Here is a 26990-nt window from a genome sequence, read left to right on the forward strand (position 1 = left end):
GAATTGTCGAGAGCTGGTGATCGCAAAAGCGGTCCGCTCTCCGAAAGGGCCTGTCGTTGGCACAGTTGGTGCAGGAAAGGGATCTGGATGAGGCGGAAGGCGTAAGCAGTCGCCGCGTCAGGGGACGACGCTGGTCGCATCCCTTCACGATCATCCGCCGCATCTTCGGCAATGCCGTCTTTTCGAGCCTGACACGCCGCATCCTCTTTTTCAATCTCGCGGCGCTTGTCGTTCTCGTCGGCGGCATTCTCTACCTCAATCAGTTTCGCGAAGGGCTGATCGACGCCCGCGTCGAAAGCCTTCTGACGCAGGGGGAAATCATCGCGGGCGCCGTCTCGGCTTCCGCGTCGGTCGACACGAACTCGATCACGATCGACCCGGAAAAGCTGCTCGAACTGCAGGCTGGCCAGAGCATTACCCCGGTGCCGAACGACGAGGACCTCGAGTTCCCGATCGACCCGGAAAAGGTCGCGCCGGTCTTGCGCCGCTTGATTTCACCGACGAGAACGCGTGCGCGCATTTTCGATGCCGATGCCAACCTGCTACTCGACTCTCGCCACCTCTATTCGCGCGGCCAGGTCCTGCGTTTTGATCTACCGCCGGTCGATGACGAGGAGCAGACCTGGAGCCAGTGGTTCACGACGATCTTCAACAAGGTTCTGCAGCCTGGAAACCTGCCGCTGTACAAGGAAGCGCCGGGCGGTGATGGCTCCATCTATCCCGAGGTGATGAACGCGCTGACCGGCGTGCGCGGCGCCGTGGTTCGCACCACCGAGAAGGGCGAGCTGATCGTTTCGGTCGCCGTTCCGATCCAGCGCTTCCGCGCTGTTCTCGGTGTGCTGCTGTTGTCCACGCAAGCGGGCGATATCGATAATATCGTCCACGCCGAGCGCCTCGGCATCATGCGCGTGTTCGGCGTGGCGACGCTTGTCAACGTTCTGCTGTCTCTTGTTCTCTCTTCGACAATCGCCAACCCACTGCGGCGTCTATCCGCCGCCGCCATCCGTGTTCGCCGCGGCGCAAAGGAACGCGAGGAAATTCCGGACTTTTCCGCACGTCAGGACGAGATCGGCAACCTTTCCATTGCGCTGCGCGAGATGACGACGGCTCTCTACGACCGCATCGATGCGATCGAAAGCTTTGCGGCCGACGTCAGCCACGAACTGAAGAACCCGCTGACATCGCTGCGCAGCGCCGTCGAGACACTGCCACTCGCCAAAACGGACGATTCCAAGAAGCGGCTGCTTGATGTCATCCAACATGACGTTCGCCGCCTCGACCGCCTGATCAGCGATATTTCCGACGCCTCCCGTCTCGATGCCGAGTTGGCGCGGGTCGATGCAGGTTCGGTCGATCTGGAAATCCTGCTTCGCGACCTCATCGACGTGTCTCGGCAAATCCGCAGTCGCAAGAAAGAAGTGCAGATTGAGTTCGCCATCGAGCGCAAGCCGGGCGTCAAGACGCGCTTCGTGGTGAACGGCCACGACCTGCGCATCGGCCAGATCGTTACGAATCTGATAGAGAATGCGCGCTCCTTCGTACCGGAGCACGACGGCAGGATCACCGTGCGCCTGGTTAGAACGCGCTCCCGCTGCATCGTTTACGTCGAGGACAACGGGCCGGGCATCCAGGCCGAAAATATCGATCGTATCTTTGAGCGCTTCTATACCGACAGACCGGAATCAGAGGGCTTCGGCCAGAATTCGGGCCTCGGTCTGTCGATCAGCCGCCAGATCGCCGAGGCGCATGGCGGTTCGCTGCGTGCGGAGAATATCATCGATCCGGAGAGCGAAAGGCTACTCGGAGCGCGCTTCATCCTCGCCCTTCCCGCCAATACCACCGCATGACGGACACGCCTTCGAACATCCACGCAACCGCTATCGTCGTCGGCAGCACCGGTCTTCTTTTCATGGGGCCTTCGGGATGGGGAAAGTCGATGCTCGCCTTTGCCTGCATCGCCCAAGCACAGCACATCGGCATGTCGGCGATACTGGTTGCCGACGATCAAGTGCTGATCTCCAAACAGGATGGAGCCGTGATTGCCACCTGCCCTGCCTCGATTGCCGGTTTGATCGAATTGCGCGGCACCGGCATCGTCAAAGTGCCATACATCGCAAGGGCGGCGATGCACTATGCTGTCCTTCCGGGAAGCGTGTCCGGAGAGAAGCGGCTGCCACCTGAGGGTGAGCGAATGACGATTGCCAACGGTATGGATCTGCCGGTCATTCGGTTGCTGGCAAACACGCCGTTGCCGCTGGCGGTGTTGATGGCAAAAGCGCCCGATATCGGACAGTAATGCCTGCGAAATCGGCAAATCCCGCCCTAAAAGTCGTATTTTTGTCTTGCACTTCGGCTTTTCATCGCCAAGATGTGCCCCCACGGTGGACGTGATTGCTGCATTGCGATATTGGCCCCCCGTTTGCATACGCCACTAGGAGCAGTAATATCATGATCGGACTTGTGCTTGTCACTCATGGCAAGCTGGCTGAAGAGTTTCGTCATGCGGTCGAACACGTCGTCGGTCCTCAGAAATTCATCGAAACGGTCTGTATCGGTCCCGAAGACGACATGGATCAGAGACGACAAGATATTCTGGAAGCAGTGTCCCGCGCCGACGACGGCCATGGAGTCGTCATCCTGACCGACATGTTCGGCGGCACCCCCTCCAACCTGGCAATATCCGTCATGAGCAGTGGCCACACGGAGGTCATCGCGGGCATGAATCTGCCGATGCTGATCAAGCTTGCCGGCGTACGCGGTGAGAACAACATGGAAAAAGCTCTCATCGAAGCCTCCGAAGCCGGACGGAAATACATCAACGTCGCGAGCCGCGTCCTCAGTGGCAAATAGTGAGCACATCGCGCCCATGACGGCACTCTCCCGAGAAATTCTGATCATCAATAAGCGCGGACTGCACGCGCGCGCTTCGGCTAAATTCGTTCAATTGGTCGAGAATTTTGATGCAGCGATTACTGTTTCGAAAGACGGGATGACGGTCGGCGGGACTTCGATCATGGGCTTGATGATGCTGGCGGCGAGTCCCGGTTCAAGCGTCCTTGTTTCCGCCAGCGGCAATCAGGCAGCACAGGCGCTCGACGCGCTCGACGAGCTAATCCAGAACCGGTTCGGCGAAGAAATGTGAGCCTCTTGCGGCTCATATAAACATATAAAGACTTCTTTATATCATTATTGCCTTCGTCATAGAAGCCTGCTAAACGGCCATTATAGCCGCGCATGCCGCGTGGACGCTATCTGGCGCATGCACTTGCGCCTTCGAATTTTGAGCCGCTTTTCAGCCTGGAGAACCCAATGATCACTGAAAAAGACTATGTCGTCGCCGACATCGGCCTCGCGGATTTCGGCCGCAAGGAAATCACGATCGCAGAAACCGAGATGCCGGGCCTGATGTCCTGCCGCGCCGAATTCGGCGAAGCAAAGCCACTCAAGGGCGCGCGCATCACCGGTTCGCTGCACATGACGATCCAGACGGCCGTTCTCATCGAAACACTGGTCGCGCTCGGCGCCGAAGTCCGCTGGGCGTCGTGCAACATCTTCTCGACGCAGGATCATGCCGCAGCCGCAATCGCTGCCGCCGGCGTTCCGGTTTTCGCCATCAAGGGCGAGTCGTTGGAAGATTACTGGGTTTACACCGACAAGATCTTCCAGTGGGCTGACGGCGGCCTTTCCAACATGATCCTCGATGATGGCGGCGACGCCACGATGTACATCCTGCTGGGTGCGCGCGCTGAAGCCGGCGAGAACGTGCTGTCAAACCCGCATTCTGAAGAGGAAGAAATCCTCTTCGCACAGATCAAGAAGCGTCTGGCCGCATCGCCGGGCTGGTTCACAAAGCAGCGCGACGCCATCAAGGGCGTGACCGAAGAAACCACGACAGGCGTCAACCGCCTCTACCAGCTCAGCCAGAAAGGTCTCCTGCCCTTCCCGGCGATCAACGTCAACGATTCCGTCACCAAGTCGAAGTTCGACAACAAGTACGGCTGCAAGGAATCTCTGGTCGACGGCATCCGCCGTGGCACGGACGTAATGATGGCCGGCAAGGTCGCCGTCGTCTGCGGATACGGTGACGTTGGCAAGGGCTCGGCCGCTTCGCTTCAGGGTGCTGGCGCCCGCGTTAAGGTGACGGAAGTCGACCCGATCTGCGCACTTCAGGCTGCCATGGACGGTTTTGAAGTCGTCACGCTCGAAGACGTCGTGTCTTCCGCAGACATCTTCATCACCACGACCGGCAACAAGGACGTCATCCGCATCGACCACATGCGTCAGATGAAGGACATGGCGATCGTCGGTAACATTGGCCATTTCGACAACGAAATCGAAGTTGCGGCGCTGCGTAACCTGAAGTGGACCAACATCAAGCCGCAGGTCGACCTGATCGAATTCCCGAAGGGCAACCGCATCATCCTTCTCTCCGAAGGTCGTCTGCTCAACCTTGGCAATGCTACGGGCCATCCGTCGTTTGTCATGTCGGCTTCGTTCACCAACCAGACACTGGCGCAGATCGAGCTTTTCACCAAGCCCGGCCAGTACCAGAACCAGGTCTACATCCTGCCGAAGCACCTCGACGAGAAGGTTGCGCGCCTGCATCTCGACAAGCTCGGCGTGAAGCTGACGCAGCTTTCTGAAGAACAGGCGGCCTATATCGGCGTCACACCGCAAGGTCCGTTCAAGGCTGACCACTACAGATATTAATCGCTAGATCAGTATCCACAACATCTAGAGGGCGCCACATTGACAAATGCGGCGCCCTTATTTTTTGACACACACCTTCCCGCCGATTCCCTTCCGAAGTATTGTTTTAACACTCGATTCGTGGCCACGGACGTGTCCGTTTGCTTCGAAAATGGGATGTCTTGTCGTGATGCGGCACATTAAAGGACGGAGACATACCGCGCATGTCGGAAATGATGCACAGCCTGGGCGAACAGGCGGAGGGCGGCACTCATGCTGACTCCTGCCCGCTCTATTCAGGTGAACGGAAACCCGTTGGCTCAAAGGCCACCGCCGAGAAGCCGGGCATAGTCGCTCGCGTGGCGCGGGTCTTTGCCGCCGGCACCGCAATGGCATCGATTGCGCCTCCGGTGTTCGCTCGGGTCGAAGCCGAGGCTATCGCGTCAGCGCACCTTTTCACGTCATCGCAGGTTGTCGGCCTCTCCGTTGTTATCGGTGTGATCTCGGCGGCGTTACTTTCGACCCTTTGGGTCGTGCGCCAGCGCGGCAATCTTGAAAGCGAAAGCCGCGAGATCCGCTCGGCTCTCTCCGACGCGCAACAGCGCATTTCGCAATATCAGGCGCTGATTGCGGACAAGAATCGCCGGATCGTCATCTGGGATGGAAATGAGCGCCCTGAGCTGATCGGTCAGCTGCCGGCGGAAACCGGAGCGCCGCAGGATAACGAGTTCCTTGCCTTCGGGCTTTGGCTGAAGCCGCGCTCTGCATCCGAACTTGAGCGTGCAATCGACCGCCTGCGCGGGTCGGCCCATAGCTTCGACATGGTCGTTGAAACCCACCGCGAGGAAATCCTTGAAGCGCAGGGCCGGGTTTCCGGCGGCCGCGCATTCGTCCGCTTTGTGGCGTTGAACAATCTTCGAGCCGAGCTTGCCGAGCTTAAGATCGAGCGGGACAGACTGTTGTCCTCGATCTCGGCGTTTCAGAGCATGCTCGATGCAATCGATCTCCCTGCCTGGCAGCGTGATACCGAAGGTCGGCTGACCTGGGCCAACCACGCCTACGGCGAAGCTGTCGAGGCCGCCACGCCGGAGCAAGCCATCGACGAGGGGCGGGAATTCCTGACGACAGTTGCCCGCGAACGCATCCGCGCCACGGCTACCAACGAGTCGCCTTTCCACGACAAGATTTCGACCGTAGTGCGCGGCAACCGCACCTTCTTTGACGTTGTCGATGTGAAAGTCCCGGGCGGCTCCGCCGGCATAGCCGTCGATGTTTCAGGCATCGAAGCTGTTCGCGCAGAGCTCGAGCGGACGCTGAAGAGCCACGCCGAGACACTCGATCATCTCGCGACCCCGGTCGCGATCTTCGATGGCGACCGGCGCCTGCAGTTCTACAATCAGGCCTTCGTTTCACTCTGGGAACTCGATATCGCTTTTCTCGAAAGCCGGCCCGACAATGCTGAACTGCTGGAGCGCCTGCGCGCTGCCAAGAAGCTGCCCGATCAGCTGAACTGGAAATCCTGGAAGGAAACCGCACTTTCGGTCTATCGGGCGCTCGATACCCAGTCGGACCTCTGGCATTTGCCAAACGGCCAGACGCTGCGGGTCTTCGCAACAGCGCATCCGCAAGGCGGCGCCACGTGGGTGTTCGAGAACCTGACCGAGCAGGTCGACCTTGAGACACGCTACAACACGCTTCTCAAGGTTCAGGGCGAGACGATTGACCATCTCTCGGAGGGTGTTGCCGTCTTTGGCCCCGACGGGCGTATTCGCCTCTCGAATCCTGCATTTCGCGCACTCTGGGGAATCACTGAGGCCGAGGCGAAGCCCAGCACGCACATCCGCGCCCTTGGCGAGGCATGCTCTCAGTCCTATGACCGTCCGGACGGATGGAAGACCTTCGCCGAGTTGATCACCAGCTTCGACGACGAGCGACGTTCCAGCCAGGGAACGCTCGAGCTGTTCTCAGGTCTCGTGCTCGACTATGCCGTCATTCCGTTGCCGAATGCACAGACGATGCTGACCTTCGTCAACATGACGGATAGCGTCCGTGCTGAGCGCGCCTTGACGGAAAAGAACGAAGCGCTGCGCAAGGCCGACGAGCTCAAGAACGACTTCGTCCAGCACGTTTCATATGAGCTGCGCTCGCCGCTGACCAACATCATCGGCTTTACCGATCTGCTGCGCACGCCGGGACTAGGTCCGCTGAACGACCGGCAGGCGGAATACATCGATCACATCTCGACCTCGTCTTCGGTACTGCTGACGCTGGTCAACGATATCCTCGATCTTGCCACGGTCGACGCCGGCATCATGCGGCTCAATTACTCGCCGATCGATCTTGGCGACTTGCTCGACGACGTATCGATGCAGATTGCAGACAGGCTACAGGAAAGCGGTGTGACGCTGGAGATTACCGCGCCGGCGCATCTGGGCTCGATTGTTGCAGACCCGCAAAGACTGAAACAGATACTGGTGAAGTTGCTTTCCAACGCAGCCAACTTTTCACCGGAAGGCTCGTCGGTCTTGCTCGAATGCCGGCGCGAAGCGACGGATTTCGTCTTCTCCGTCAGCGATCGCGGCCCGGGCATTTCGCAGGACATGATCGCCAACGTATTCGACCGATTCGCCACCGGCGCAAAGAGTGGGAAGCGGGGCGGCGCCGGACTCGGGCTCTCGATCGTCGACAGCTTCGTCAGTCTTCACCACGGGACGGTCACCATTGACAGTCAGCCAGGCAAGGGCACGATCGTGACCTGCCGGATTCCTTCGGTCGATCTCCCGACGTCCGTCGCAGCCGAATGATGACGGGCACTCCTGGCATTTCTCTCTTCCTGAAGGACGAGGCCGAAACAATCCGCTTTGGTGAAGATCTGGCGCTGGCGCTGAAGCGAGGCGACTGCCTTGCCCTGTCGGGTGACCTCGGTGCCGGGAAATCGTCACTTGCCCGCGCATTCCTGCGCGCGATGGCAGATGACAACGAGCTCGAGGTGCCAAGTCCCACCTTCACGCTGGTGCAAGCCTATGACCTTCGCATACCGGTCGCGCATTTTGACCTTTACCGTCTCGGCGATCCGGCCGAACTGACCGAACTCGGCTTCGACGAAGCGCTCGAGGACGGCATCTGCCTCGTGGAATGGCCCGAGGTGGCGCGTGACGAACTGCCGGCAGACCGGATTGCCCTCAGGCTGGAGCAGGAGGGCGCGGGTCGGCGGGTGACCATTGCGGCGCCGGAAAAGCAGGCGGCCCGAATTCGCCGCGTCCTTGCCATTCGGGCTTTTCTTGCCGATGCAGGGTATCCCCGGGCGAAACGTCGTTTCCTGACAGGAGATGCATCTCTTCGAGCCTACGAGGCCGTCTATGCTGATGACGAGAAACGACGGATCCTGATGGATTGGCCGCCGCTGCCGGAAGGGCCACCGGTCCTGGACGGCAAGCCATATCCGAAGGTCGCGCATATCGCGGAGAATGCCTATCCCTTCGTCGCCATTGCGAATGTACTCCGACAGGAGGGCTTTGCTGCCCCTGAGGTCTACCAGGTCGACTACGACCGAGGCATTGTGCTTCTGGAGGACCTTGGCACCGACGGCGTTCTGGACGCGCAAGGTCAGGCCATCGCCGAGCGTTACCGGGCGAGCGTCGCTTGCTTGGCGCATCTCCACAAGCACGCGATCCCGCAGGACATCCGCGTCACGGATAGCCATGTCCATCACATCCCCGATTTCGACCGGACGGCGATGAAGATGGAAGTGCGCCTCGTTCTAGACTGGCATCTGCCCTGGAAGCGTGGGGGCGTCGCTGCCAGCGATGCCGAGCGCAACGAATACCTCGCCATTTGGGACGGCCTGATCGACGAATTGGAGACCTCCGAGAAGAACCTTCTCCTTCGCGATTTCCACTCGCCGAACATCATCTGGCGCCAAAGCGAGACCGGTATCGCGCGCGTCGGATTGATCGATTTCCAGGATGCAATGATCGGTCCTACGGCCTATGACCTGGCTTCGATCGTACAGGATGCGCGCGTCACAATCGCCCCCGAACTATTTCAGCAATTGATGGACGACTATCTGTCGCTGCGCAGAGCGGAACGCGGCTTCGATGAGGCGCGCTTCCTGAAGAGTTGGGCGATCATGTCGGCACAGCGCAATTGCAAGCTTTCCGGCCTCTGGGTTCGCCTGATGCAACGAGACGGAAAGCCCGGCTACATCAAGCATATGCCCCGCACGCTGTCCTATCTTTCAGTGGCGCTGCAACACGAAACGCTTGCCCCCTTGCGCGACTGGTGCGTAAGGGCTGGAATAGTGACAAGCGAATCATAATTTTTCGGATCAGATGAGCATCAAGCAAGCCATGATACTCGCTGCGGGTCTTGGAACCCGCATGCGGCCGATCACCGACACCATCCCGAAACCGCTCGTGACGATCGGCGGCAAGGCGATGATCGATTACGCGCTGGATTCACTTGTAGAAGCCGGTGTGGAAAGGGTGGTGGTGAATGTTCATCACCACGCCGACCAGATGCTCGCCCATCTGGCTTCATACAAAGACCTCGAGATCATTATCTCCGACGAACGCGAAAAGCTAATGAACAACGGCGGTGGCCTTGCAAAGGGCCTGAAGCTTCTTGCTCCCGGCAAGGTTTTTGTCACGAATGCCGACCTTTTCTGGATCGGAGAACGTCCAGGTGTTCCGACCAACCTGACGCGCTTAGCCGCATTCTTCCAACCGGAAAGCATGGATATGGCCATGCTCTGTGTGAAATTGGAAGATACCACCGGGCACAACGGCAAGAACGATTTCAATATGGCAAAGGATTTCAGGTTGACGCGCTTTGCCGATTCCGGGCCGAGCCCCGTCGTCTACGCCGGCGCCATTGCCATGGACACGTCGTTCCTGGATGACGCTCCGGCCGATCCGTTCAACCTCAATCTCTATTTCGACAAGGCAATCGCCCGCGGGCGGCTGTACGGCACGGTGCTCGAAGGACACTGGCTTACAATCGGCACGCCCGAGGCTATCGGTGAAGCTGAGGAAACGATCCGGCGCTACCGGACGTTTGCATGACGGATGGCCGAGCAGCACTGGCCGAGGGTTTTGACCATCCCCGCAGGGCTTCCCTTCCTGAAGACCCTTGCCGAAAGCCTCTGTGCCGGCAGGCTGACACCGCATTTCCGGTATGACCCCGGCGATCCCCTATCGCTTTCAAAAGTCACGATCTATCTGCCGACAAGGCGTGCCGCACGCGTGCTCCGCTCCGAATTCGTCGACCTTCTTGGTGGGCGATCGGCAATCTTGCCGGTCATCCGCCCGCTTGGTGAAACCGACGACGACAGCGGGTATTTCGACGAAGCCCTGCCAGCGACATTGGATCTTGCGCAGCCGCTATCAAACACCGCCCGCCTGTTGGAACTCGCGCGCCTTATCCTTGCCTGGCGAAACAGGCTGCCGGAGATCGTGCGCAGCATCCACGCCGATTCACCGCTCGTCGCACCCGCAAGCCCCGCCGACGCCATTTGGCTTGCCCGCAACCTCGCGGAATTGATCGACGCCATCGAGACTGAGGATCGAGACTGGAGCGAACTGTCCCGCCTGAACGCGAAAGACTATGCACTCTGGTGGCAGCTGACTGCCGAATTCCTGCAGATCGCCAGCGCCTTCTGGCCTGAGCGACTGAACGAGCTTGGCAAATCGTCGCCAGCAAGGCACCGCAACGCCATCCTTCGTGCCGAAGCAAATCGTCTTGCGACAGTCCCGCCGGTGGGACCCATCATCATTGCAGGATCGACGGGTTCGGTGCCGGCGACAGCCGACCTGATCGCGGCAGTAGCCAACCTTCGGGAAGGCGTCATCATTCTGCCGGGCCTCGACCTCGCCATGCCGGATGAGCATTGGCGAATGGTAGCGCCGGACGATCGGAAAGATCAGCCTGCAGATCCGGCTAGCCGCAGCCACTCGCAATACGGCATCGCTCAGCTGCTGAGGCGCCTGAACCTCACCCGCAAGGACGTGGTGCCGCTTGCAGAGCCGTCCGAGGAGTTGCAGCAGCGTAGCCAAATCCTGTCGCATGCGCAGTCGCCAGCCGAAGCCACCAGCGATTGGGGCGCGTGGAAGGCAAGGCTATCCGATGTGGCCATTTCATCGGCATTCGCAGATGTGTCGCTGATCGAGGCGGCCAATGAGCGAGAGGAAGCCACAGCCATCGCAATCGCACTGCGCTTGGCTCTTGAGCGGCCCGGCAAGGACGGTGAGAGCCGGGCGGCGCTGATAACGCCTGATCGAAATCTAGCGCGCCGCGTGACCACGGAATTATCGCGTTTCGGCATCGTTGCTGATGACTCCGCAGGCACGCCGCTTTCCGCGACGCCACAGGGAACATTGCTGCAACTGCTGCTCGAAGCAACGCTTCGCCCGGGTGATCCCGTCGCGATCGTCGGCTTGCTCAAGCATCCCCTGGCGCGCTTCGGCCTGGAGCGCAGCGTGCTTGTCGCGGCAGTCGCGGCACTCGAGCTGCTGGCGCTGCGGGGTGGCGTCGCCGACGTCGACATCGCCGCGCTAGAACCGCTCCTTGAACAACAATTGTCGGAGCAGGCCCTGGATCGTCACGCGCCGCAATGGCGCAAGGCGCTCCCCGCCGATGCGGTCGATCGCGCGCGGGATCTTGCCCGCCGCGTTGCCGGAGCCACTGAACCGCTTGCATCCGCGCTTGTTCGAAACGGACTGACGACCAGCTTTGCACTTTCCGACTGGGCCAGGCGCACCGGGCACGCACTGGAGGCAGTGGCAGGCGACGAGCGTGGCGACCTTGCCGGGCTCTGGTCGGGGGAGGCAGGCGACACGCTGGCGTCAATGCTCGGCGAAGTCATCGAAACCGAAGGACAGATCGACGCCGACGGTCCACAATGGATCGATATCATCGCAGCGCTGTTGGCCGGCCAGGCGGCAAAACCACGGGCGCTGAGCCATCCAAGACTGTTCATCTTCGGCACGTTGGAAGCGCGCCTCCAGAGCGTCGACACTCTCATCTTGGGAGGACTGAACGAAGGATCATGGCCGGGGCAAACATCCAACAACCCTTTCGTTTCTCGCACAATGAAGACGGAGATTGGACTGGAGCCACCGGAGCGGCGAATCGGCCAGCTGGCTCACGATTTCGAAATGGCCAACGGCACGCGTCACCTCATCTATTCGCGGGCACTCCGGCAAGGTTCGACACCGACCGTTGCATCACGCTGGCTGCAGCGGCTGCTCGCATTCGGCGGGAAGGAGTTCGAGGCCGAACTCAAGGGCCGCGGCGACAACTTTGTGCATTGGGCAAACCTGATCGACCAAGGTGACCGCCAGGCGCCTGCGCAGCGTCCAAGTCCAACGCCGCCGCTGGAAATGCAGCCGAAGTCGTACTCGTTCAGCGAGGTTGGACGTCTCCGTCGCGACCCTTATGCGATCTATGCGCGGCGCGTTCTCCGCCTCGATCCGGTGGCTCCCTTCAACCGAGACCCCGGCGCCGCAGAGCGGGGAACGCTCTATCACAAGATCATCGACCGCTTCGTGCGTGAAGGCCATATTGCCGGAACACAGGCGGCGGAAACGGCGATGGAGGTCATTGTGACCGAGCTCTTCAATATGGAGCAACTTCCCGCGCACGTCGATGCCGTCTGGCGTCCGCGCTTTCGGGAGGTTGCCCGTTCGTTTCTGGAGTGGGAGGCGCAACGACAGCCGGGCATTCGAAGAACGCTGACAGAGGTGCGGGGCGGTGTCGAGCTAGAGACCATCAATGTCCGGCTGAGCGGTGTTGCCGACCGGATCGACATCACGGGAACGGGTATTGCCGACATCATCGACTACAAGACCGGACACAATCCTTCTCCGGCTCAGGCGCGCACCCTCCTCGATCCTCAACTGGCACTGGAGGCGGCCGCGCTCCACGCGGGGGCTTTCCAGGAGGCGGGCAGTCTCGTCCCACAGGATCTCCTCTATGTGCGTCTGCGGCCGGGAGATCGCTTCAAGGTCGACACCGTCAACAACGAGACATCGACCAGAAACGACAAGGCGAAGTCAGCCATGGAGCTGGCCGCGGACTCGATCGATCAACTGGTAAAGTTTGTCTCTCTTCTGCAATCGGGCGAGAAGGGCTTCACCTCGCGGCTTGTGCCGGCACAGCAGTTTGACTTCGGCGGCGACTACGATCATCTGGCGCGCGTTTCCGAATGGTCTGCCGCAGAGAGCGATGAGGCAACCGGCGATGAATGACGAAGCAACACTGCCCGAGGGCGACGATCCCCTCGCCTGGACGAGTTGGACGACCATACAGCAATCGATCGCATCCGATCCGCAACGCTCGGCCTGGGTTTCGGCCAACGCCGGCTCCGGAAAGACGCACGTCCTGACGCAGCGCGTCATTCGGCTGCTGCTGGCCGGGGCACGCCCGTCAGCAATCCTCTGCCTGACTTATACGAAAGCGGCAGCCTCGGAGATGTCGAACCGCGTGTTCGAGCGGCTGGCCGAGTGGGCCGTCCTGCCCAACGCGGAATTGGAAGAGCGCATCGCGCGAATCGAAGGCAGGGCGCCGGATGCGTCAAAACTCGCGAAAGCAAGACGACTCTTTGCGAAGGCACTCGAGACGCCGGGTGGCCTGAAGATCCAGACGATCCACGCCTTCTGCGAAGCGCTCCTGCACCAGTTTCCGCTGGAAGCGAACGTCGCGGGGCATTTCTCCGTGCTCGACGATCGCGCCGCCGCGACGCTTCTGGCGGATGCACGGCAGTCCCTCCTCACGGCGACGACGCCAGAGGATGATCCGACGCTCGCAGAGGCTTTTGGCTACGTACTCAATCTTGGCGATGAGGCGGGTCTGGAAAATCTTTTGGAAGAGATCATCGCCAATCGCAATGCAATTCGAGCCTTTACGCAAGATTCGGAACGCAAGGGTGGCCTCGATGCCGTGTTGCGGAAAAAACTTCGCCTCTCCGCCAATGACACCACAATTGGAATCACCGCGGAGTACTGGCCGCTTCCTGGTCTGCGTGGCAGTGCACTCGACCAATATTTAGACGTCGCTGACCAGAAGGGTGGCGCCAAGGCACATGATATTGCAGCCGGCTTACGGTCGGCTGCACGCGAACGCGATCATGCGCGCCGTGCGTCGCTGCTGGAGAAGATCTTCCTTACTGTAAAGGGGGATCCAAAGGCCGACTCACAGTTCTTTGTGAAGGCGATGCTCAGCGAAACACCCGAACTCCCAGACGCAGTAGCGACAGCACGAGCGCATGTTGTGTTATGCCGAGATCGGCTGAAGACGGCGCGCATGTACGAGGCCACCCGCGCCGCACTGATGCTCGCCGACCGCCTCAACAAGGACTACGACGACCTCAAGAAGCAACGCAGCCAACTCGACTTCGATGATCTGATAACGCGAACTGCCGAACTCTTGAACAAGAGCGACGTTGGCGCGTGGATCCACTACAAGCTCGATCAGGGCATCGACCATATTCTCGTCGACGAGGCGCAGGATACGAGCCCGATCCAGTGGAGTGTCATTCAGTCGCTGGCTGGGGATTTCTTTTCGGGCGAAAGCGCCCGCAATGCGGTGCGGACCCTTTTTGCCGTTGGTGACGAAAAGCAATCCATCTATTCGTTCCAGGGCGCCCGTCCCGAACGCTTTTCGGAAGAAAGCCAGCGGACGCGTCGGCGCGTCGCCCAGGGCGGGCTTGCCTTCTCGACGGTACGCTTACCACTCTCGTTCCGATCGACCTCGGATGTCCTAGCCGCCGTCGACCATATCTTCACGCCCTCCGAGAATGCCCGGGGACTGAGCGCGACAGGCGAGCCGGTGGTTCACCGTTCCAATCGCATTGGGCATCCCGGAGCCGTTGATCTCTGGGAGATGGTGGCGCCTGAGGCAATAATAAAGGAAGAAGACTGGACCGCACCTTTTGACGCCACGCCGGAGAGTGCGCCCGCGTCCATTCTCGCGCGTCGCATTGCCCACACGATCGGCGACCTGGTCGGCAAGGAAACGATCGTGGAGACGGGTAAGGAGCGCCTGATCGAAGCCGGCGATATCCTCGTGCTTGTGCGCAAGCGCGATGCCTTCGTTAACGCTCTGACGCGCGCCCTGAAGCGACGCGGCGACATTGCGGTTGCCGGCGCCGACCGCCTGCGCCTGACGAGCCACATCGCAGTGCAGGACCTGGTGGCGCTCGGCCGCTTTCTGCTATTGCCCGAGGACGACCTCTCCTTGGCTGCGCTCATGAAGAGCCCGCTACTCGATCTGGGTGAAGACGACGTGTTCGCAGTTGCCGCCCTTCGTACGGAAGGCGAGAGTGCCTGGGCTCACCTGCAGAAGTTCGCCGCCGACGGCAATGTGCGCTTCGAGACGGCCGTCTCACGCCTCAAGCTCTTCCTGGACGAATCCAAGACGCTGTCGGTTCACGACTTCTATGCCCGCGTTCTGGGGTGCCATGGCGGCCGACGACAGTTCCTAGGCCGGCTCGGAACCGAGGTCAGCGATATCCTCGACGAATTCCTGACTTTCGCGCTCGACCATGAAAGCTCGGGCCTGCCTGGACTGCAGTCGTTCATTTCGACGCTCGAAATCGAAGCACCGGAGGTAAAACGCGAGCAGGACAAGGGACGCAACGAAGTCCGGATCATGACCGTCCACGCGTCAAAGGGTCTGGAGGCGCCGATCGTGTTCCTGGTCGACGGCGGGTCCAAGGCCTTCACGCATTCGCATATGCCGAAGCTTCGGCTGCTTGAGCAGGAGCCCGGCGAACCAAACATGCCCGCATGGGTTCCGCTCGGCGATCTCAGCAACTCCCTCACCCAGGCCGATGCGACGCGTATCCAGTTGCTGGCGGAACAGGAGTATCGGCGGTTACTCTATGTCGGGATGACCCGGGCCGCCGACCGGCTAACCGTTTGCGGCTACACAGGCATCCGACCGGACACCGACACCTGGCATGCGATGATTTCCGCTGCGATGACGGACAGCCATCCGCATGTGTCGGCTGCGACATTTTCCGGGCCGGACGGTACCTGGACTGGTATCAAATGGCGGGTTCCACGGATCGAGCGCAGTTTTGAGCGTCTTGGACGCACGGAACAGACTTCCAGGCAAGAGTCCATCCCACCCAGCCTCGGCAGGCCGCTGCCGCCGCGCAAGCAGCTACCTCGGCCGCTTAGCCCATCCGGTGTCGGAACGATCGTTGATGACGGCGCAGATGACCTGCTTGTCGCCTCTCCGCTTTTCGCCGAAAGGGACAAGGCGGATCGCTCGCTGCAAAAGGGTCGGCTTCTCCACCGCATGCTACAGACGCTGCCGGATGTTGCGCGCGGCGAACAGGCGGATGCGGCCGTGCGCTACGCCAAGCGTGCCGCGTCGTTCTGGCCGGAAGCGGAGCGGCAGCAACTCATCGATTCGGTACTGAGACTACTGCGAGACCCGAGCCTTGTATCCGTGTTCTCAACCCATGCCCAGGCGGAAGTCTCCGTCATGGGCACGCTGACGATCGGCGGAGTCGACCACGCCGTTTCGGGCCGCGTCGATAGAATGGCGGTCTTCGACGATCGCGTTGTCGTACTCGACTATAAGACCAATCGTGTCCCGCCGCAGACGGCAGAGATGATCCCTTTTGCCCACAAGGCGCAGCTAGCCATCTATCGTGAAATCCTGACGCCGCTCTACCCCGGCAAGCGTGTCGATTGCGTCCTCGTCTACACGGAAAACGGATTCGTTCACACGCTGACGCCGGACGCATTGGCGTCGGCGCTTGCGCAACTCGAGACAAAGTGAAATACCGGGCATTGAAATTCCCGCACCGCACGCTCACATGTGTTTCAACAGGAATCCGTAAAGGAGCAGCCTATGGCTACCGTAAAAGTCGATATCAACAACTTCCAGTCGGAGGTTCTGGAATCCGCAGAACCCGTCGTCGTCGATTTCTGGGCTGAATGGTGCGGCCCGTGCAAGATGATCGCCCCCAGCCTCGAAGAACTCGCCGTCGAGTTTCAGGGTAAGGTGAAAGTCGCCAAGCTCAACATCGATGAGAACCCGGAACTTGCCGCTCAGTTTGGCGTCCGTTCCATTCCGACACTTGCCATATTTAAGGCCGGCGAAGTTGCTGACATCAAGGTTGGCGCTGCCCCGAAGACCGCTCTTTCGAGCTGGATCTCAAGCGCCGCTTAATTTACCCATAAGCAGATACGAAGAAGCCCGGCATTGACCGGGCTTTTTTCATTTCGGGGGCGTACCATTGTCGGCAAGCACATCGCCGACGAGATAGAGAGAGCCAGCTACCAGGATGCGCGGCGGATGGGCCTGTTCAAAAGCACCCTCCTTGATTGCCTCCAACGCTTCGCTGACAGTCGACATCGGTTCTGCGACAAGGCCTGCATCATATGCAGCGTTTGCCAGGATCACCGGGTCGATCATCGCGTCGCTGCCGCGAATCGGTACGCAATAGACCTTCTCTGCCAATCCCTTGAAAGCCTTGAAGTAGCCAACCGGATCCTTGGTGTTGATCATGCCTATAATCAGGAAAAGCGGCCGCGGTTGCTTTTCTTCGAGATTCGCCATGGCTTCGGCGATGACTTCGCCGGCACCGGGGTTATGGCCGCCATCGACCCAGATTTCCGCCTTGGCCGGAGCATTGGCCATGAGATGCCCGTCGTTCAGACGCTGAAGGCGGCCCGGCCACTCGACTGACAGTAGCGCCTTTTCCATCATCGTATCGGTCACCGTGAAGCCCGCAGCCTTGACGGCACGGATCGCCGCGGCGGCATTGGCATACTGGTGGCGGCCCGGAAGCCTCGGTAACGGCAGGTCGGCGAGACCGAACTCGTCTTGATAGACGAGGCGCCCATACTCCTCGTGCGCCATATAATCCTGACCGAAGATCGCCGTCGGGCAGTTCAGCCGTTCAGCGGTCGACATCAGAACGTCGAGCGCAGCATCATATTCCTGCTTGCCGATGACAACGGGGTGCCCGCGCTTCATGATGCCGGCCTTTTCGGCCGCGATCAGTTCGACCCGATCCCCGAGATAGGGCTGGTGATCCAAAGAGATCGGCATGATGACCGAGACGGCAGGATCGGAAATGACGTTCGTCGCATCGAAACGTCCGCCGAGACCAACCTCGATGATAGCGGCATCGGCGGGATGCTCGGAAAACAGAATGAAGGTGACAGCCGTCAGGATCTCGAAAACAGTGATCTTCTGCCCGTCATTGGCGGCCGCCACGCGACGCACCGCCTCGGCGAAAACGGCATCATCCACCAGCTGCCCACGGCCGCCCTTGACGCCGATTCGATAGCGTTCATGCCAATTTACGAGATGCGGAGAGGTATGGACATGAGCGCTGTAACCGCCAGCCTCCAGCAAGGCCCGGCAAAAAGCCGTCACAGAGCCCTTGCCGTTTGTGCCCGCCACATGAATGACGGGCGGCAGCTTCTTGTGCGGATCGCCGAGGATGGAAAGGAGCCGGGTGATGCGATCCAGGGACAGATCGAAGCCCTTGGGATGCAATCCCATGAGCTTGTCGATTTCCTGCGCTGCTTCACTCACTGCGGCTTGGCCCCTGGGTATCATCGCTCAACCCGCCTGTGACGGTTTCTGTCAGGCGCTAGCGGCTATCGCAAGCGTCCCGCTGTTTTCCTTGGAGAGGTACGCCGCAGGCTTCTTCGTCAGGATTTTCAGGACACGTGCCAGCGTATCCGGAATATCGTGGCGTTTGACCACCATATCGACCATACCGTGCTCCAGCAGGTATTCCGACGTCTGGAAGCCTTCCGGCAGCTTTTCGCGGATCGTCTGCTCGATGACGCGCTTGCCGGCAAAGCAGATTTCCGCGCCGGGCTCGGCCAGATGCAGGTCGCCGAGCATCGCGTAGGATGCCGTGACACCGCCAGTGGTCGGGTTGGTCAGCACAACAATGTAAGGCTGCCCCGCCTCCTTCAGCATGTCGACGGCAACGGTTGTGCGCGGCAGCTGCATGAGCGACAGGATGCCTTCCTGCATGCGAGCGCCACCCGAAGCCGGGAACATGACCAGCGGGCACTTCTCGGCGATGGCGCGTTCGAATGCCTTGACAATCGCCTCGCCGGCGGCAATGCCGAGCGAACCGCCCATGAAGTTGAACTCATGTACGACAGCGACGAGCTTCAGACCGCGAACCTTGCCGACACCGGCCACGATCGTGTCTTCCTGGTCGGTCTTGATGCGGCTGTCGCGAAGGCGATCCGTATACTTCTTGGAATCGCGAAACCTCAGCGGGTCCTGCGCGACCTTCGGCTGTACGAGCGCTTCATAAGCGCCGTCATCGAAAAGATCGGCAAGTCGTGCCTTTGCGGGCATCTTCATGTGATAGCCCGAGGCCGGGATGACCCACTTGTTGTCTTCCAGATCCTTATGGAAGACCATCTCGCCCGTTTCCGGGCACTTGATCCAGAGGTTCTCCGGCACTTCGCGGCGGCCCAGCATGGAATTGATGCGGGGGCGGACGTAGTTGGTGATCCAGTTCAAGTCGAAAACTCCTGATTGACTCTTGTCAATGTGGGGAAACTATTCGGCAGCAACAAGGCGCGCCGAACGTGTGCCCGTTGACAGTCCACGAACGAGCGTGGCGACGGCCTGAACGGTATCGGCGGTTGCCTTCCCGTCCTTGGTGAGGCTCGTTGCCACCTGATTGACGATTGCAGTACCGACAACAACACCATCGGCAGAGCTGCCAATGACCTTTGCGTGGTCGGCGGTCTTGACGCCGAAACCGACGCAGACGGGCAGCTTGGTGTGCTCCTTGATGCGCTTGACCGCACCCGACACGAGAGAGGGGTCGGGCAGGGCCGAGCCGGTGATGCCATTCATCGAGACGTAATAGACAAAGCCGGAGGTGTTCCGCAGAACGGTCGGCAGACGCTTTTCGTCGGTCGTCGGGGTCGCTAGACGAATGAAATTGATCCCCTTCTTGAGGGCTGGGATGCAAAGTTCGTCATCCATTTCCGGCGGGAGGTCGACGACAATGAGCCCGTCGATGCCGGCCGCCAGCGCGTCGTCCAGGAACTTGTCCACGCCGTAGATGTAGATCGGGTTGTAGTACCCCATCATCACGATCGGCGTGGCGTCGTCGGTCTTACGGAAATCGGCGGCAAGCTGCAGCGTCTTCTTCAGCGTCTGGCCGCCCTTCAGAGCGCGCTGGCCTGCCATCTGGATCGCTGGACCGTCGGCCATCGGATCGGAGAACGGCATGCCGAGTTCGATAACGTCGGAGCCGGCCTCGGGCAGCGCCTTCATGATGCCGAGCGAGGTTTCGTAGTCCGGATCGCCGCCCATGAAATAGGTGACGAGTGCCGGTCGGCCTTCCGCCTTCAGATCGGCGAAGCGTTTATCCATACGTGCGGTCATGACTTACTCACCCATTCCCAGAATCTTGCCGACAGTGAAGATGTCCTTGTCGCCGCGGCCGGAGAGGTTCATCAGGATGATCTCGTCCTTGCCCATCTTCGGGGCCCGCTTGATGACTTCGGCCAAAGCGTGCGACGGCTCCAGCGCCGGAATGATGCCTTCAAGGCGGGTGAGCGTCTGGAAGGCTTCGAGTGCCTCATGGTCCATGATCGGCACGTATTCGACGCGGCCGATGTCGTTCAGGTAGGAATGCTCGGGGCCGATGCCGGGATAGTCGAGACCCGCGGAAATCGAGTGGCCCTCCTTGATCTGGCCGTCGCCATCCTGCAGCAGGTAGGTGCGATTGCCATGCAGGACACCAGGCGAACCTGCCGTGATCGAGGCGCAGTGCTCGTCGCCATTGAGGCCCTTGCCGCCGGCTTCGACACCGACGATCTTGACGCCCGCGTCATCGAGGAACGGATGGAAAATGCCGATCGCGTTTGAACCGCCGCCGACGGCAGCGATGATGAGATCCGGCAGGCGCCCTTCGGCTTCCAAGATTTGCTCACGGGCTTCGGTGCCGATGACGGCCTGGAAGTCGCGCACCATTTCCGGGTAGGGATGCGGGCCGGCGGCCGTGCCGATCAAGTAGTAAGTGTCGTCGACGTTCGTGACCCAGTCGCGCAGCGCCTCGTTCATGGCGTCCTTGAGCGTGCCGTGGCCGGCAGTCACGGGCTTCACTTCCGCACCGAGCAGCTTCATGCGGAACACGTTCGGCGCCTGGCGCTCGACATCGGTTGCGCCCATGTAAACGACGCAGGGAAGACCGAAGCGGGCAGCGACCGTCGCCGATGCAACGCCATGCTGGCCGGCACCGGTTTCAGCGATGATCCGGGTCTTGCCCATGCGCTTGGCAAGCAGAATCTGGCCGATGCAATTGTTGATCTTGTGCGAACCGGTGTGGTTCAGCTCCTCGCGCTTGAAGTAGATCTTCGCGCCACCGAGTTCAGCCGTCAGGCGCTCGGCGAAATAGAGCGGGCTCGGCCGGCCGATATAGTGAGCGCCGAGATGCTTCAGTTCAGCCTGAAATTCCGGATCGTTCTTCGCCTTGTTCCACTCGTCCTGCAGGTCGAGGATCAAAGGCATCAGCGTCTCGGCGACGAAACGGCCGCCGTAGATACCGAAACGGCCGTCTTCATCAGGGCCGGAGCGGAAGGAATTCGGTTTTGGCGTCTGGTTCACTCTCAACTCCCTGAGGCCGTTTCGGGTTGATTGGCCCTCTCGACCGCATCGAAAAACTCATCGATCATTGCGACGTTCTTGACGCCGGGTGCGCTTTCGACACCGGATGACGCGTCGATCCCCGGCGCCTTCGTAATGGCAAGCGCCTCGGCAACGTTACCTTTGTTCAAGCCACCGGAAAGCATGTAATCCACATTGTCGTCAAGCCAAGTGAGCAGGCTCCAATCGAAGGAAACGCCGTTGCCACCGGGCAAATCCGATCCTTTCGGCGGCTTCGCATCGAAGAGGAAGCGATCGGCGACGCCGATATAGGCCTCGACTCGCTTCAGATCATCGGCCGTCCGCACAGAAAACGCCTTCATGACAGGTAGCCCGTAGACTGCCTTTATGGTCAAAACGCGCTCCGGGCTTTCGTCGCCATGCAACTGCAAGATATCCGGCTTCAACAGCGCCACGATCTCATCGAGATCGTCGTTGGTCGGGTTGACGACGACAGCAACGATCTTTGCCTTGCCGCGGGCCGGCTCCGCAAGCTTGCCGGCAATGTCGGGCTCGACGTAGCGAGGGCTCTTCTCAAAGAAGATGAAGCCGATATGCGTGGCACCCCGCGCCAGGGCGCGATCGATTGTTTCAGCCGTCTTCAGCCCGCAGATTTTGATATCCGGTTTCATGGCAGCGAAGTGACACGAAATGCGCTTGGAGTCGAGCCAAATCGCGACAAAGGCTGAATTATAAGAGGCTTCGATCACTCGAAATCGATGGCGTGCAGCTGGCTGCCGTGGCGCTTCAACCAGGTCTTCGCCTCTTCCATGTGAGGGCAGAGCTTGTTGCAGAGCGCCCAGAAGCGCGGTCCGTGGTTCATCTCCTTGAGATGCGCGACTTCATGCGCCGCAAGATAGTCGACGACGGACGGTGGCGCCATCACGATGCGCCAGGAAAAGCTCAGGTTTCCCTCAGACGAGCAGGAACCCCATCGACTGCGGGTATCCTTCATGGCGATCGACCTGATCGGTGCATTGATCGAGCGGGCATGCAGTGTTGCCAGCCTCTCGAGATCGGCCCGCGCTTCCTTCTTCAGGAACGTGGCAATCCGGCGCCCGAGATGCTCAGGCATGCCGCTGACCTTCAACACCGGCTTGCCATCAACAATGATCGCTTCCGTCAGCCCGCGAAGGCTGCCGGTGTGGTGAATGCGATGAGATGCGCCACGAAATAGTATGGTGCCACCGTCCCGCAGGCCGCAGTCGGTCGAGAATTTGGCAAGTTTGGTGAGCAGCCAACCCTGATGGCGGTCAAGGAAGGCGTTCACTTCACGTTGCGCCAACCCACTCGGGATCGTCATTTTCAGACCCCGGCCGCCTGGTTCTATCCGCAAGGTGATGCGGGTCGCTCGCTCGTGCTGCTTAATCGTAAGCGGCATCAGGCGCCCAGCCACATCAAGCGTTCGCGTCTCGGGCGGAGCCGGTTTTCGAGCGCTACGGCGGGAATTTGCGAGGAGCGGGAACATGGGTATTTTCTATATGATTCGCCGGAATTCTTTGCAAAGAAAAGCCGGCATCGAGGATGCCGGTTCAAGTTTCAGTGCTGAACAGTCCTGGGATCACGGCGTCTGGTATTCTGCTACCGGACCGTTGTCGTCGCGCTTGGCGTTCTTGCGATCGCGCATGAAGCGGTCGAACTCTTCCTGATCCTTAGCGCGGCGCAGTTCGCGTACGTAGGAATCGAATTCCTCGCGCATTTCATCAAGCTTGCGACGCTCTTCTTCCAGCCGGTCGAGCTCGGCCTTCCGCCAATCGTCGAAGGCGACATTGCCTGTCGAGAAATGAGGGCGATAACGGCCATGCGAACGTCGGCAGCCGGCAAAGAATCCATCGGCGGTGCTGTTTGCGTCACGCTTGAAACCGCGCAAACGCTCCCCAAAGATGATGTAGGCTAGCATGGCAAGACCCAGAGGCCAGAAAACCACGAAGCCGAGGATCATCAGGGCAATGGTAGCCGGAGTCCAATCCGGCCGAAGCAATGCTGACTGGTTCATCGTGCGGTGTCCTCGCATGTTCCGCGCCCGGCGAGATGCCGAACGCTGGAATCGATGTGGTTACAACCCCAGCCAGCTTCAAGGCAGTCTGCGCCCAAATCGGACAACACCTTGAAATGAAATCACTAATTCAGACGCGCCTAAATCAGCCGGACTTTCCGCCCTTGATAACCCTCTTTACCACAGGCTTTCCCGTCCGCGCATGTTCCCTCACGAAGTTGACGATGCGCGGCGCGATTTCGCGACGGAAGCGCGATCCGTTGAAGACGCCATAGTGGCCGACATCGGGCTGCAGGTAATGCATGCGCATGGTCTCGGGAATGTTGACGCAGATCGTCTGGGCGGCCTTTGTCTGGCCGACGCCGGAGATATCGTCGTTCTCCCCTTCCACAGTGAGAAGTGCCACATTGCGGATCGCAGCGGGGTCGACAAGCTTACCACGGTGGAGCAGCTCACCCTTCGGCAGCGCGTGCTTGATGAAGACTTGATCGACCGTCTGCAAATAGAATTCGGCGGTCAGATCCATGACCGCGAGATATTCGTCGTAGAAGTCGCGGTGTTTCTCGGCCGGCTCGCCGTCGTTCTTCACCAGATGCATGAAGAATTCCTTGTGGGCGATCACGTGCCGATCGAGGTTCATCGACATGAAGCCGGATAACTGCAGGAACCCGGGATAGACCGGACGCATGAAGCCCGGCTGCGGCCACGGCACATTCATGATCACATTATCGGCAAACCACTCCAGCGACCGTTCCTTGGCGAGCTGGTTTACGGCTGTCGGGTTGATGCGCGTGTCGATCGGCCCACCCATCAGCGTCATCGACGAGGGCGAGAACGGGTCGTTTTCCGCCTCCATGACGGCAGCGGCGGCCAGGACCGGCACGGAGGGCTGACAGACGGCAATCACATGTGTATCCGGACCGAGGAAGCGGAGCATCTCGATGACATAGTCGACGTAATCGTCAAAATCGAAGGTGCCTTCCGTCATCGGCACCATGCGCGCATCTATCCAGTCCGTGATGTAGATGTCGGCGCTAGGCAACAGCGCTTCGACCGTACCGCGCAGCAGCGTCGCATAGTGACCGGACATCGGCGCAACGATGAGAATGCGCGGGTCCGTCGCATGGCCGCTTGGAACGTTGCGCGCGAAATGGAGTAGATTGCAGAAGGCGCGTGACCATACGATCTCTTCCCGCACGGCCACCTTTCGGTCGCCGACGACCGTGTCGTTCAGATCAAACGACGGCTTGCCGTAACGGCGGGTCGTGCGCTCGAACATTTCGAGACTTGCCGCCATCGTGCGCCCCCAGGGCGTCTGCGAAATCGGATTGAGCGGATTGGCATAGACCATGCGCATGATATCGGCGAAAGCACGATAAGGCGCCAATGCAGCATGGTTCAATTCATAAAGCTGGTAAAACATGAGATGCGCCACCTTTCTCTAATCTGGAAGACGACGCCGATTGAAAGGCATCGGAGTCTTTCCAACGACGTGCTGGCACCTCAACGCAGATTAACAGGTTTTTGTTGCGCAGCAACATTGCCATCCGCACCGCACAAAGAAATGCCGAGGTTTTTCCCCCGGCATGATGGTGCCCTCGAATGCTTAAAGATCGCAGAATGGGTCAGCGATCCGCCAGGAAGGTCTGCTTCTGCGTCCCCAGACCTTCGATACCGAGCTCCACCAGGTCGCCAGCCTTGAGGAAACGCGGTGGCTTCATGCCCATTCCAACCCCCGGGGGTGTACCGGTCGAAATCACGTCGCCCGGATGCAGCGACATGAACTGGCTGAGATAGGACACAATAAAGGCGACGCCATAGACCATCGTCTTCGATGAGCCATTCTGCATGGTTTCGCCGTTCACCTTCAACCACATGCCGAGGTTTTGCGGGTCGGCTATTTCGTCCTTGGTGACCAGCCAGGGGCCAATCGGACCGAACGTGTCGCAAGACTTGCCCTTTGTCCACTGGCCCGCGCGCTCGGTCTGGAAGGCGCGCTCCGAGACGTCGTGGGAAACACAATAGCCGGCAACATAATCGAGCGCATCGGCTTCGCTGACATACTTCGCCGTCTTGCCGATGACGACGCCGAGTTCCACTTCCCAATCCGTCTTTTCGGAACCGCGCGGGATCAGCACATTGTCGTTCGGCCCAGCAATTGCGGAGGTCGCCTTCATGAAAATGACAGGCTCCGGCGGGACGGTCGCGCCGGTTTCAGCAGCGTGATCGGAGAAATTGAGGCCGATGCAGATGAACTTTCCGGTGCCTGCAACGCAGGCGCCAATCCGGCCGGACGCGACTTCCGGCAGGCTCCTCGGATCGAGAGCCTTGAGTTTCGACAGGCCTTCGGGCGAAATCGCGTCACCGCCAATGTCCGAGACGTGCGCCGAAAGATCGCGGATCTTGCCATCGGAATCGAGCAAGGCTGGCTTCTCGTGACCAAGCTCTCCAACACGCATAAGCTTCATAATATTTCCTCCTCAGCAAGATCGACGTTTTGATCACCTATGAACGAGATATTCACCGGTGTCATTATGGCTTTTTGCCGAAGCGGTACGCTGCTTCAGAAAATTTCCGCCAGATTAGGCCCCGCGGGCACGATCCTCGACGGGTTCAGGCGTTCGATCGAGTAATAGCCGCGCTTGATATGATCAAAATTGACCGTTTCGGCGACACCCGGCCAGTCGAGCATCCGTCGGCAAAACTGGCGAAGATTGGCGTAATCGGAAAGACGTCTCAGATTGCATTTGAATAGGCCGTGATAAGCGGTATCGAAGCGCACCAGCGTCACAAATAGGCGAATGTCGCCTTCGGTCGGATGGTCGGCGAACAGCAAGGGCTGCTCGCCAAGCTCTTTCTCCACCCAATCGAGGCACTCGAACACGGCGGCGAAAGCTTCCTCATAGGCAAGCTGCGTGGTGGCAAAGCCTGCGCGATAGACGCCATTGTTGAGGCTCGGATAGATACGCTCGTTGAAGGCATCAATCTCAGTGCGGCGAGCGGCGGGGTAGAGGTCGATCGGATTGCGAGCAAGATCGCCGAAACCTTCGTTCATCATCCGCAGGATGTCAGCCGACTCGTTGTTGACGATCGTCTGCAACTGCTTGTCCCAGAGCACAGGCACCGTCGCGCGGCCGGTAAAATCGGGCGCAACGCTGGTATAGATCTCGTGCATATGGGTTGCGCCCTGAATATGATCTTGCGTAGCGCCCGGATAGTCGCCGAACCGCCAGCCCTGTTTCGTCAACACCGGCTCGACGACAGAAACCGAGATGGCCGATTCGAGCCCCTTCAACTTTCTGCCGATCAATGTTCGCGACGCCCAAGGGCAGATATAGGCCACATAGAGATGATAGCGTCCCACCTCGGCCTTGAACCCACGCCCTCCCGTCGGCCCTGCAGCGCCATCCGGGGTTACCCAATTGCGGAAGCTGGACGTCTGGCGGACAAAGCCGCCCTTCTCGTCCACGCCCTGTACCGGCTGCCAATCTTCCGTCCACTTACCGCTTACGAGCAAGACGCTTTTCCTCTGATTGTGATATCGGCACAACCTAGCGTGCCTTTGCGCGCGTGGGAGGCCACTATTGTTGAAACAGAGTGTACACCGTCTGGCGAAGCGAAGGTTGCTTGCCAGTCCATCGGACGG

General features: G+C 59.9%; 21 protein-coding genes. 11 read left to right on the forward strand and 10 right to left on the reverse strand.

Annotation, left to right across the window (positions count from 1 at the left end; translation table 11 throughout):
* Window positions 1–56 precede the first annotated feature (56 nt).
* From BSG20_RS19600 to trxA, 11 genes are all read left to right on the forward strand, one after another.
* On the forward strand, window positions 57–1847 hold the full coding sequence (locus BSG20_RS19600; protein WP_024313180.1) for a sensor histidine kinase: 1791 nt from the start codon (window positions 57–59) through the stop codon (window positions 1845–1847).
* Window positions 1844–2296, forward strand: coding sequence for an HPr kinase/phosphorylase (locus BSG20_RS19605; RefSeq protein WP_072370074.1), 453 nt, complete (start codon window positions 1844–1846; stop codon window positions 2294–2296). Before BSG20_RS19600 ends, BSG20_RS19605 begins: the two co-directional genes overlap by 4 nt.
* Window positions 2297–2448: 152 nt before the next feature.
* Window positions 2449–2850 carry a PTS sugar transporter subunit IIA gene (locus tag BSG20_RS19610; protein ID WP_072370072.1) on the forward strand — a complete coding sequence of 134 codons (402 nt, stop codon included), beginning with the start codon at window positions 2449–2451 and terminating at the stop codon, window positions 2848–2850.
* A gap of 16 nt (window positions 2851–2866) precedes the next feature.
* Window positions 2867–3142: an HPr family phosphocarrier protein gene (locus BSG20_RS19615; RefSeq protein WP_007798031.1), complete on the forward strand. Its 276-nt coding sequence runs from the start codon at window positions 2867–2869 to the stop codon at window positions 3140–3142.
* Between the two features lie 167 nt (window positions 3143–3309).
* Window positions 3310–4710, forward strand: coding sequence for an adenosylhomocysteinase (gene ahcY, locus BSG20_RS19620; protein WP_072370069.1), 1401 nt, complete (start codon window positions 3310–3312; stop codon window positions 4708–4710).
* Between the two features lie 203 nt (window positions 4711–4913).
* Window positions 4914–7493 carry a PAS domain-containing sensor histidine kinase gene (locus tag BSG20_RS19625; RefSeq protein ID WP_072370066.1) on the forward strand — a complete coding sequence of 860 codons (2580 nt, stop codon included), beginning with the start codon at window positions 4914–4916 and terminating at the stop codon, window positions 7491–7493.
* Window positions 7493–9007, forward strand: a complete 1515-nt coding sequence (gene tsaE / locus BSG20_RS19630) for a tRNA (adenosine(37)-N6)-threonylcarbamoyltransferase complex ATPase subunit type 1 TsaE (protein ID WP_072370063.1) — start codon at window positions 7493–7495, stop codon at window positions 9005–9007. Before BSG20_RS19625 ends, tsaE begins: the two co-directional genes overlap by 1 nt.
* 13 nt (window positions 9008–9020) lie before the next feature.
* A complete protein-coding gene (locus BSG20_RS19635; protein ID WP_072370061.1) occupies window positions 9021–9752 on the forward strand; it encodes a nucleotidyltransferase family protein in 732 nt (243 codons plus the stop codon).
* Between the two features lie 3 nt (window positions 9753–9755).
* Window positions 9756–12935, forward strand: coding sequence for a double-strand break repair protein AddB (gene addB, locus BSG20_RS19640; RefSeq protein ID WP_072370058.1), 3180 nt, complete (start codon window positions 9756–9758; stop codon window positions 12933–12935).
* Window positions 12928–16479 carry a double-strand break repair helicase AddA gene (gene addA, locus BSG20_RS19645; protein ID WP_072370055.1) on the forward strand — a complete coding sequence of 1184 codons (3552 nt, stop codon included), beginning with the start codon at window positions 12928–12930 and terminating at the stop codon, window positions 16477–16479. Before addB ends, addA begins: the two co-directional genes overlap by 8 nt.
* A gap of 72 nt (window positions 16480–16551) precedes the next feature.
* Window positions 16552–16872, forward strand: coding sequence for a thioredoxin (gene trxA / locus BSG20_RS19650; protein ID WP_024313188.1), 321 nt, complete (start codon window positions 16552–16554; stop codon window positions 16870–16872).
* A 48-nt stretch (window positions 16873–16920) separates the two neighbouring features.
* Here trxA and BSG20_RS19655 read toward each other — a convergent pair whose 3' ends face one another.
* From BSG20_RS19655 to BSG20_RS19700, 10 genes are all read right to left on the reverse strand, one after another.
* Window positions 16921–18273, reverse strand: coding sequence for a bifunctional folylpolyglutamate synthase/dihydrofolate synthase (locus BSG20_RS19655; RefSeq protein ID WP_072370052.1), 1353 nt, complete (start codon window positions 18271–18273; stop codon window positions 16921–16923).
* A gap of 27 nt (window positions 18274–18300) precedes the next feature.
* Window positions 18301–19206: an acetyl-CoA carboxylase, carboxyltransferase subunit beta gene (gene accD / locus BSG20_RS19660; protein WP_024313190.1), complete on the reverse strand. Its 906-nt coding sequence runs from the start codon at window positions 19204–19206 to the stop codon at window positions 18301–18303.
* A 39-nt stretch (window positions 19207–19245) separates the two neighbouring features.
* On the reverse strand, window positions 19246–20085 hold the full coding sequence (trpA, locus tag BSG20_RS19665) for a tryptophan synthase subunit alpha (RefSeq protein WP_024313191.1): 840 nt from the start codon (window positions 20083–20085) through the stop codon (window positions 19246–19248).
* A gap of 3 nt (window positions 20086–20088) precedes the next feature.
* Window positions 20089–21309 carry a tryptophan synthase subunit beta gene (gene trpB / locus BSG20_RS19670; protein WP_072370049.1) on the reverse strand — a complete coding sequence of 407 codons (1221 nt, stop codon included), beginning with the start codon at window positions 21307–21309 and terminating at the stop codon, window positions 20089–20091.
* A 2-nt stretch (window positions 21310–21311) separates the two neighbouring features.
* On the reverse strand, window positions 21312–21980 hold the full coding sequence (locus BSG20_RS19675; protein ID WP_072370200.1) for a phosphoribosylanthranilate isomerase: 669 nt from the start codon (window positions 21978–21980) through the stop codon (window positions 21312–21314).
* Between the two features lie 74 nt (window positions 21981–22054).
* Window positions 22055–22816, reverse strand: a complete 762-nt coding sequence (locus BSG20_RS19680; RefSeq protein WP_072370046.1) for a M48 family metallopeptidase — start codon at window positions 22814–22816, stop codon at window positions 22055–22057.
* 93 nt (window positions 22817–22909) lie between these two features.
* Complete coding sequence (locus BSG20_RS19685; RefSeq protein WP_007798075.1) at window positions 22910–23344, reverse strand: DUF2852 domain-containing protein; 435 nt, start codon at window positions 23342–23344, stop codon at window positions 22910–22912.
* A gap of 145 nt (window positions 23345–23489) precedes the next feature.
* Window positions 23490–24767, reverse strand: coding sequence for a polyhydroxyalkanoate depolymerase (locus BSG20_RS19690; protein ID WP_072370043.1), 1278 nt, complete (start codon window positions 24765–24767; stop codon window positions 23490–23492).
* Between the two features lie 202 nt (window positions 24768–24969).
* Window positions 24970–25812, reverse strand: coding sequence for a fumarylacetoacetate hydrolase family protein (locus tag BSG20_RS19695; protein ID WP_072370040.1), 843 nt, complete (start codon window positions 25810–25812; stop codon window positions 24970–24972).
* 95 nt (window positions 25813–25907) lie between these two features.
* Window positions 25908–26861, reverse strand: coding sequence for a glutathione S-transferase family protein (locus BSG20_RS19700; protein ID WP_072370037.1), 954 nt, complete (start codon window positions 26859–26861; stop codon window positions 25908–25910).
* Window positions 26862–26990 lie beyond the last annotated feature (129 nt).

Origin of the sequence: Rhizobium tibeticum (assembly GCF_900110205.1) — a bacterium.
GTDB classification, from domain to species: domain Bacteria; phylum Pseudomonadota; class Alphaproteobacteria; order Rhizobiales; family Rhizobiaceae; genus Rhizobium; species Rhizobium tibeticum.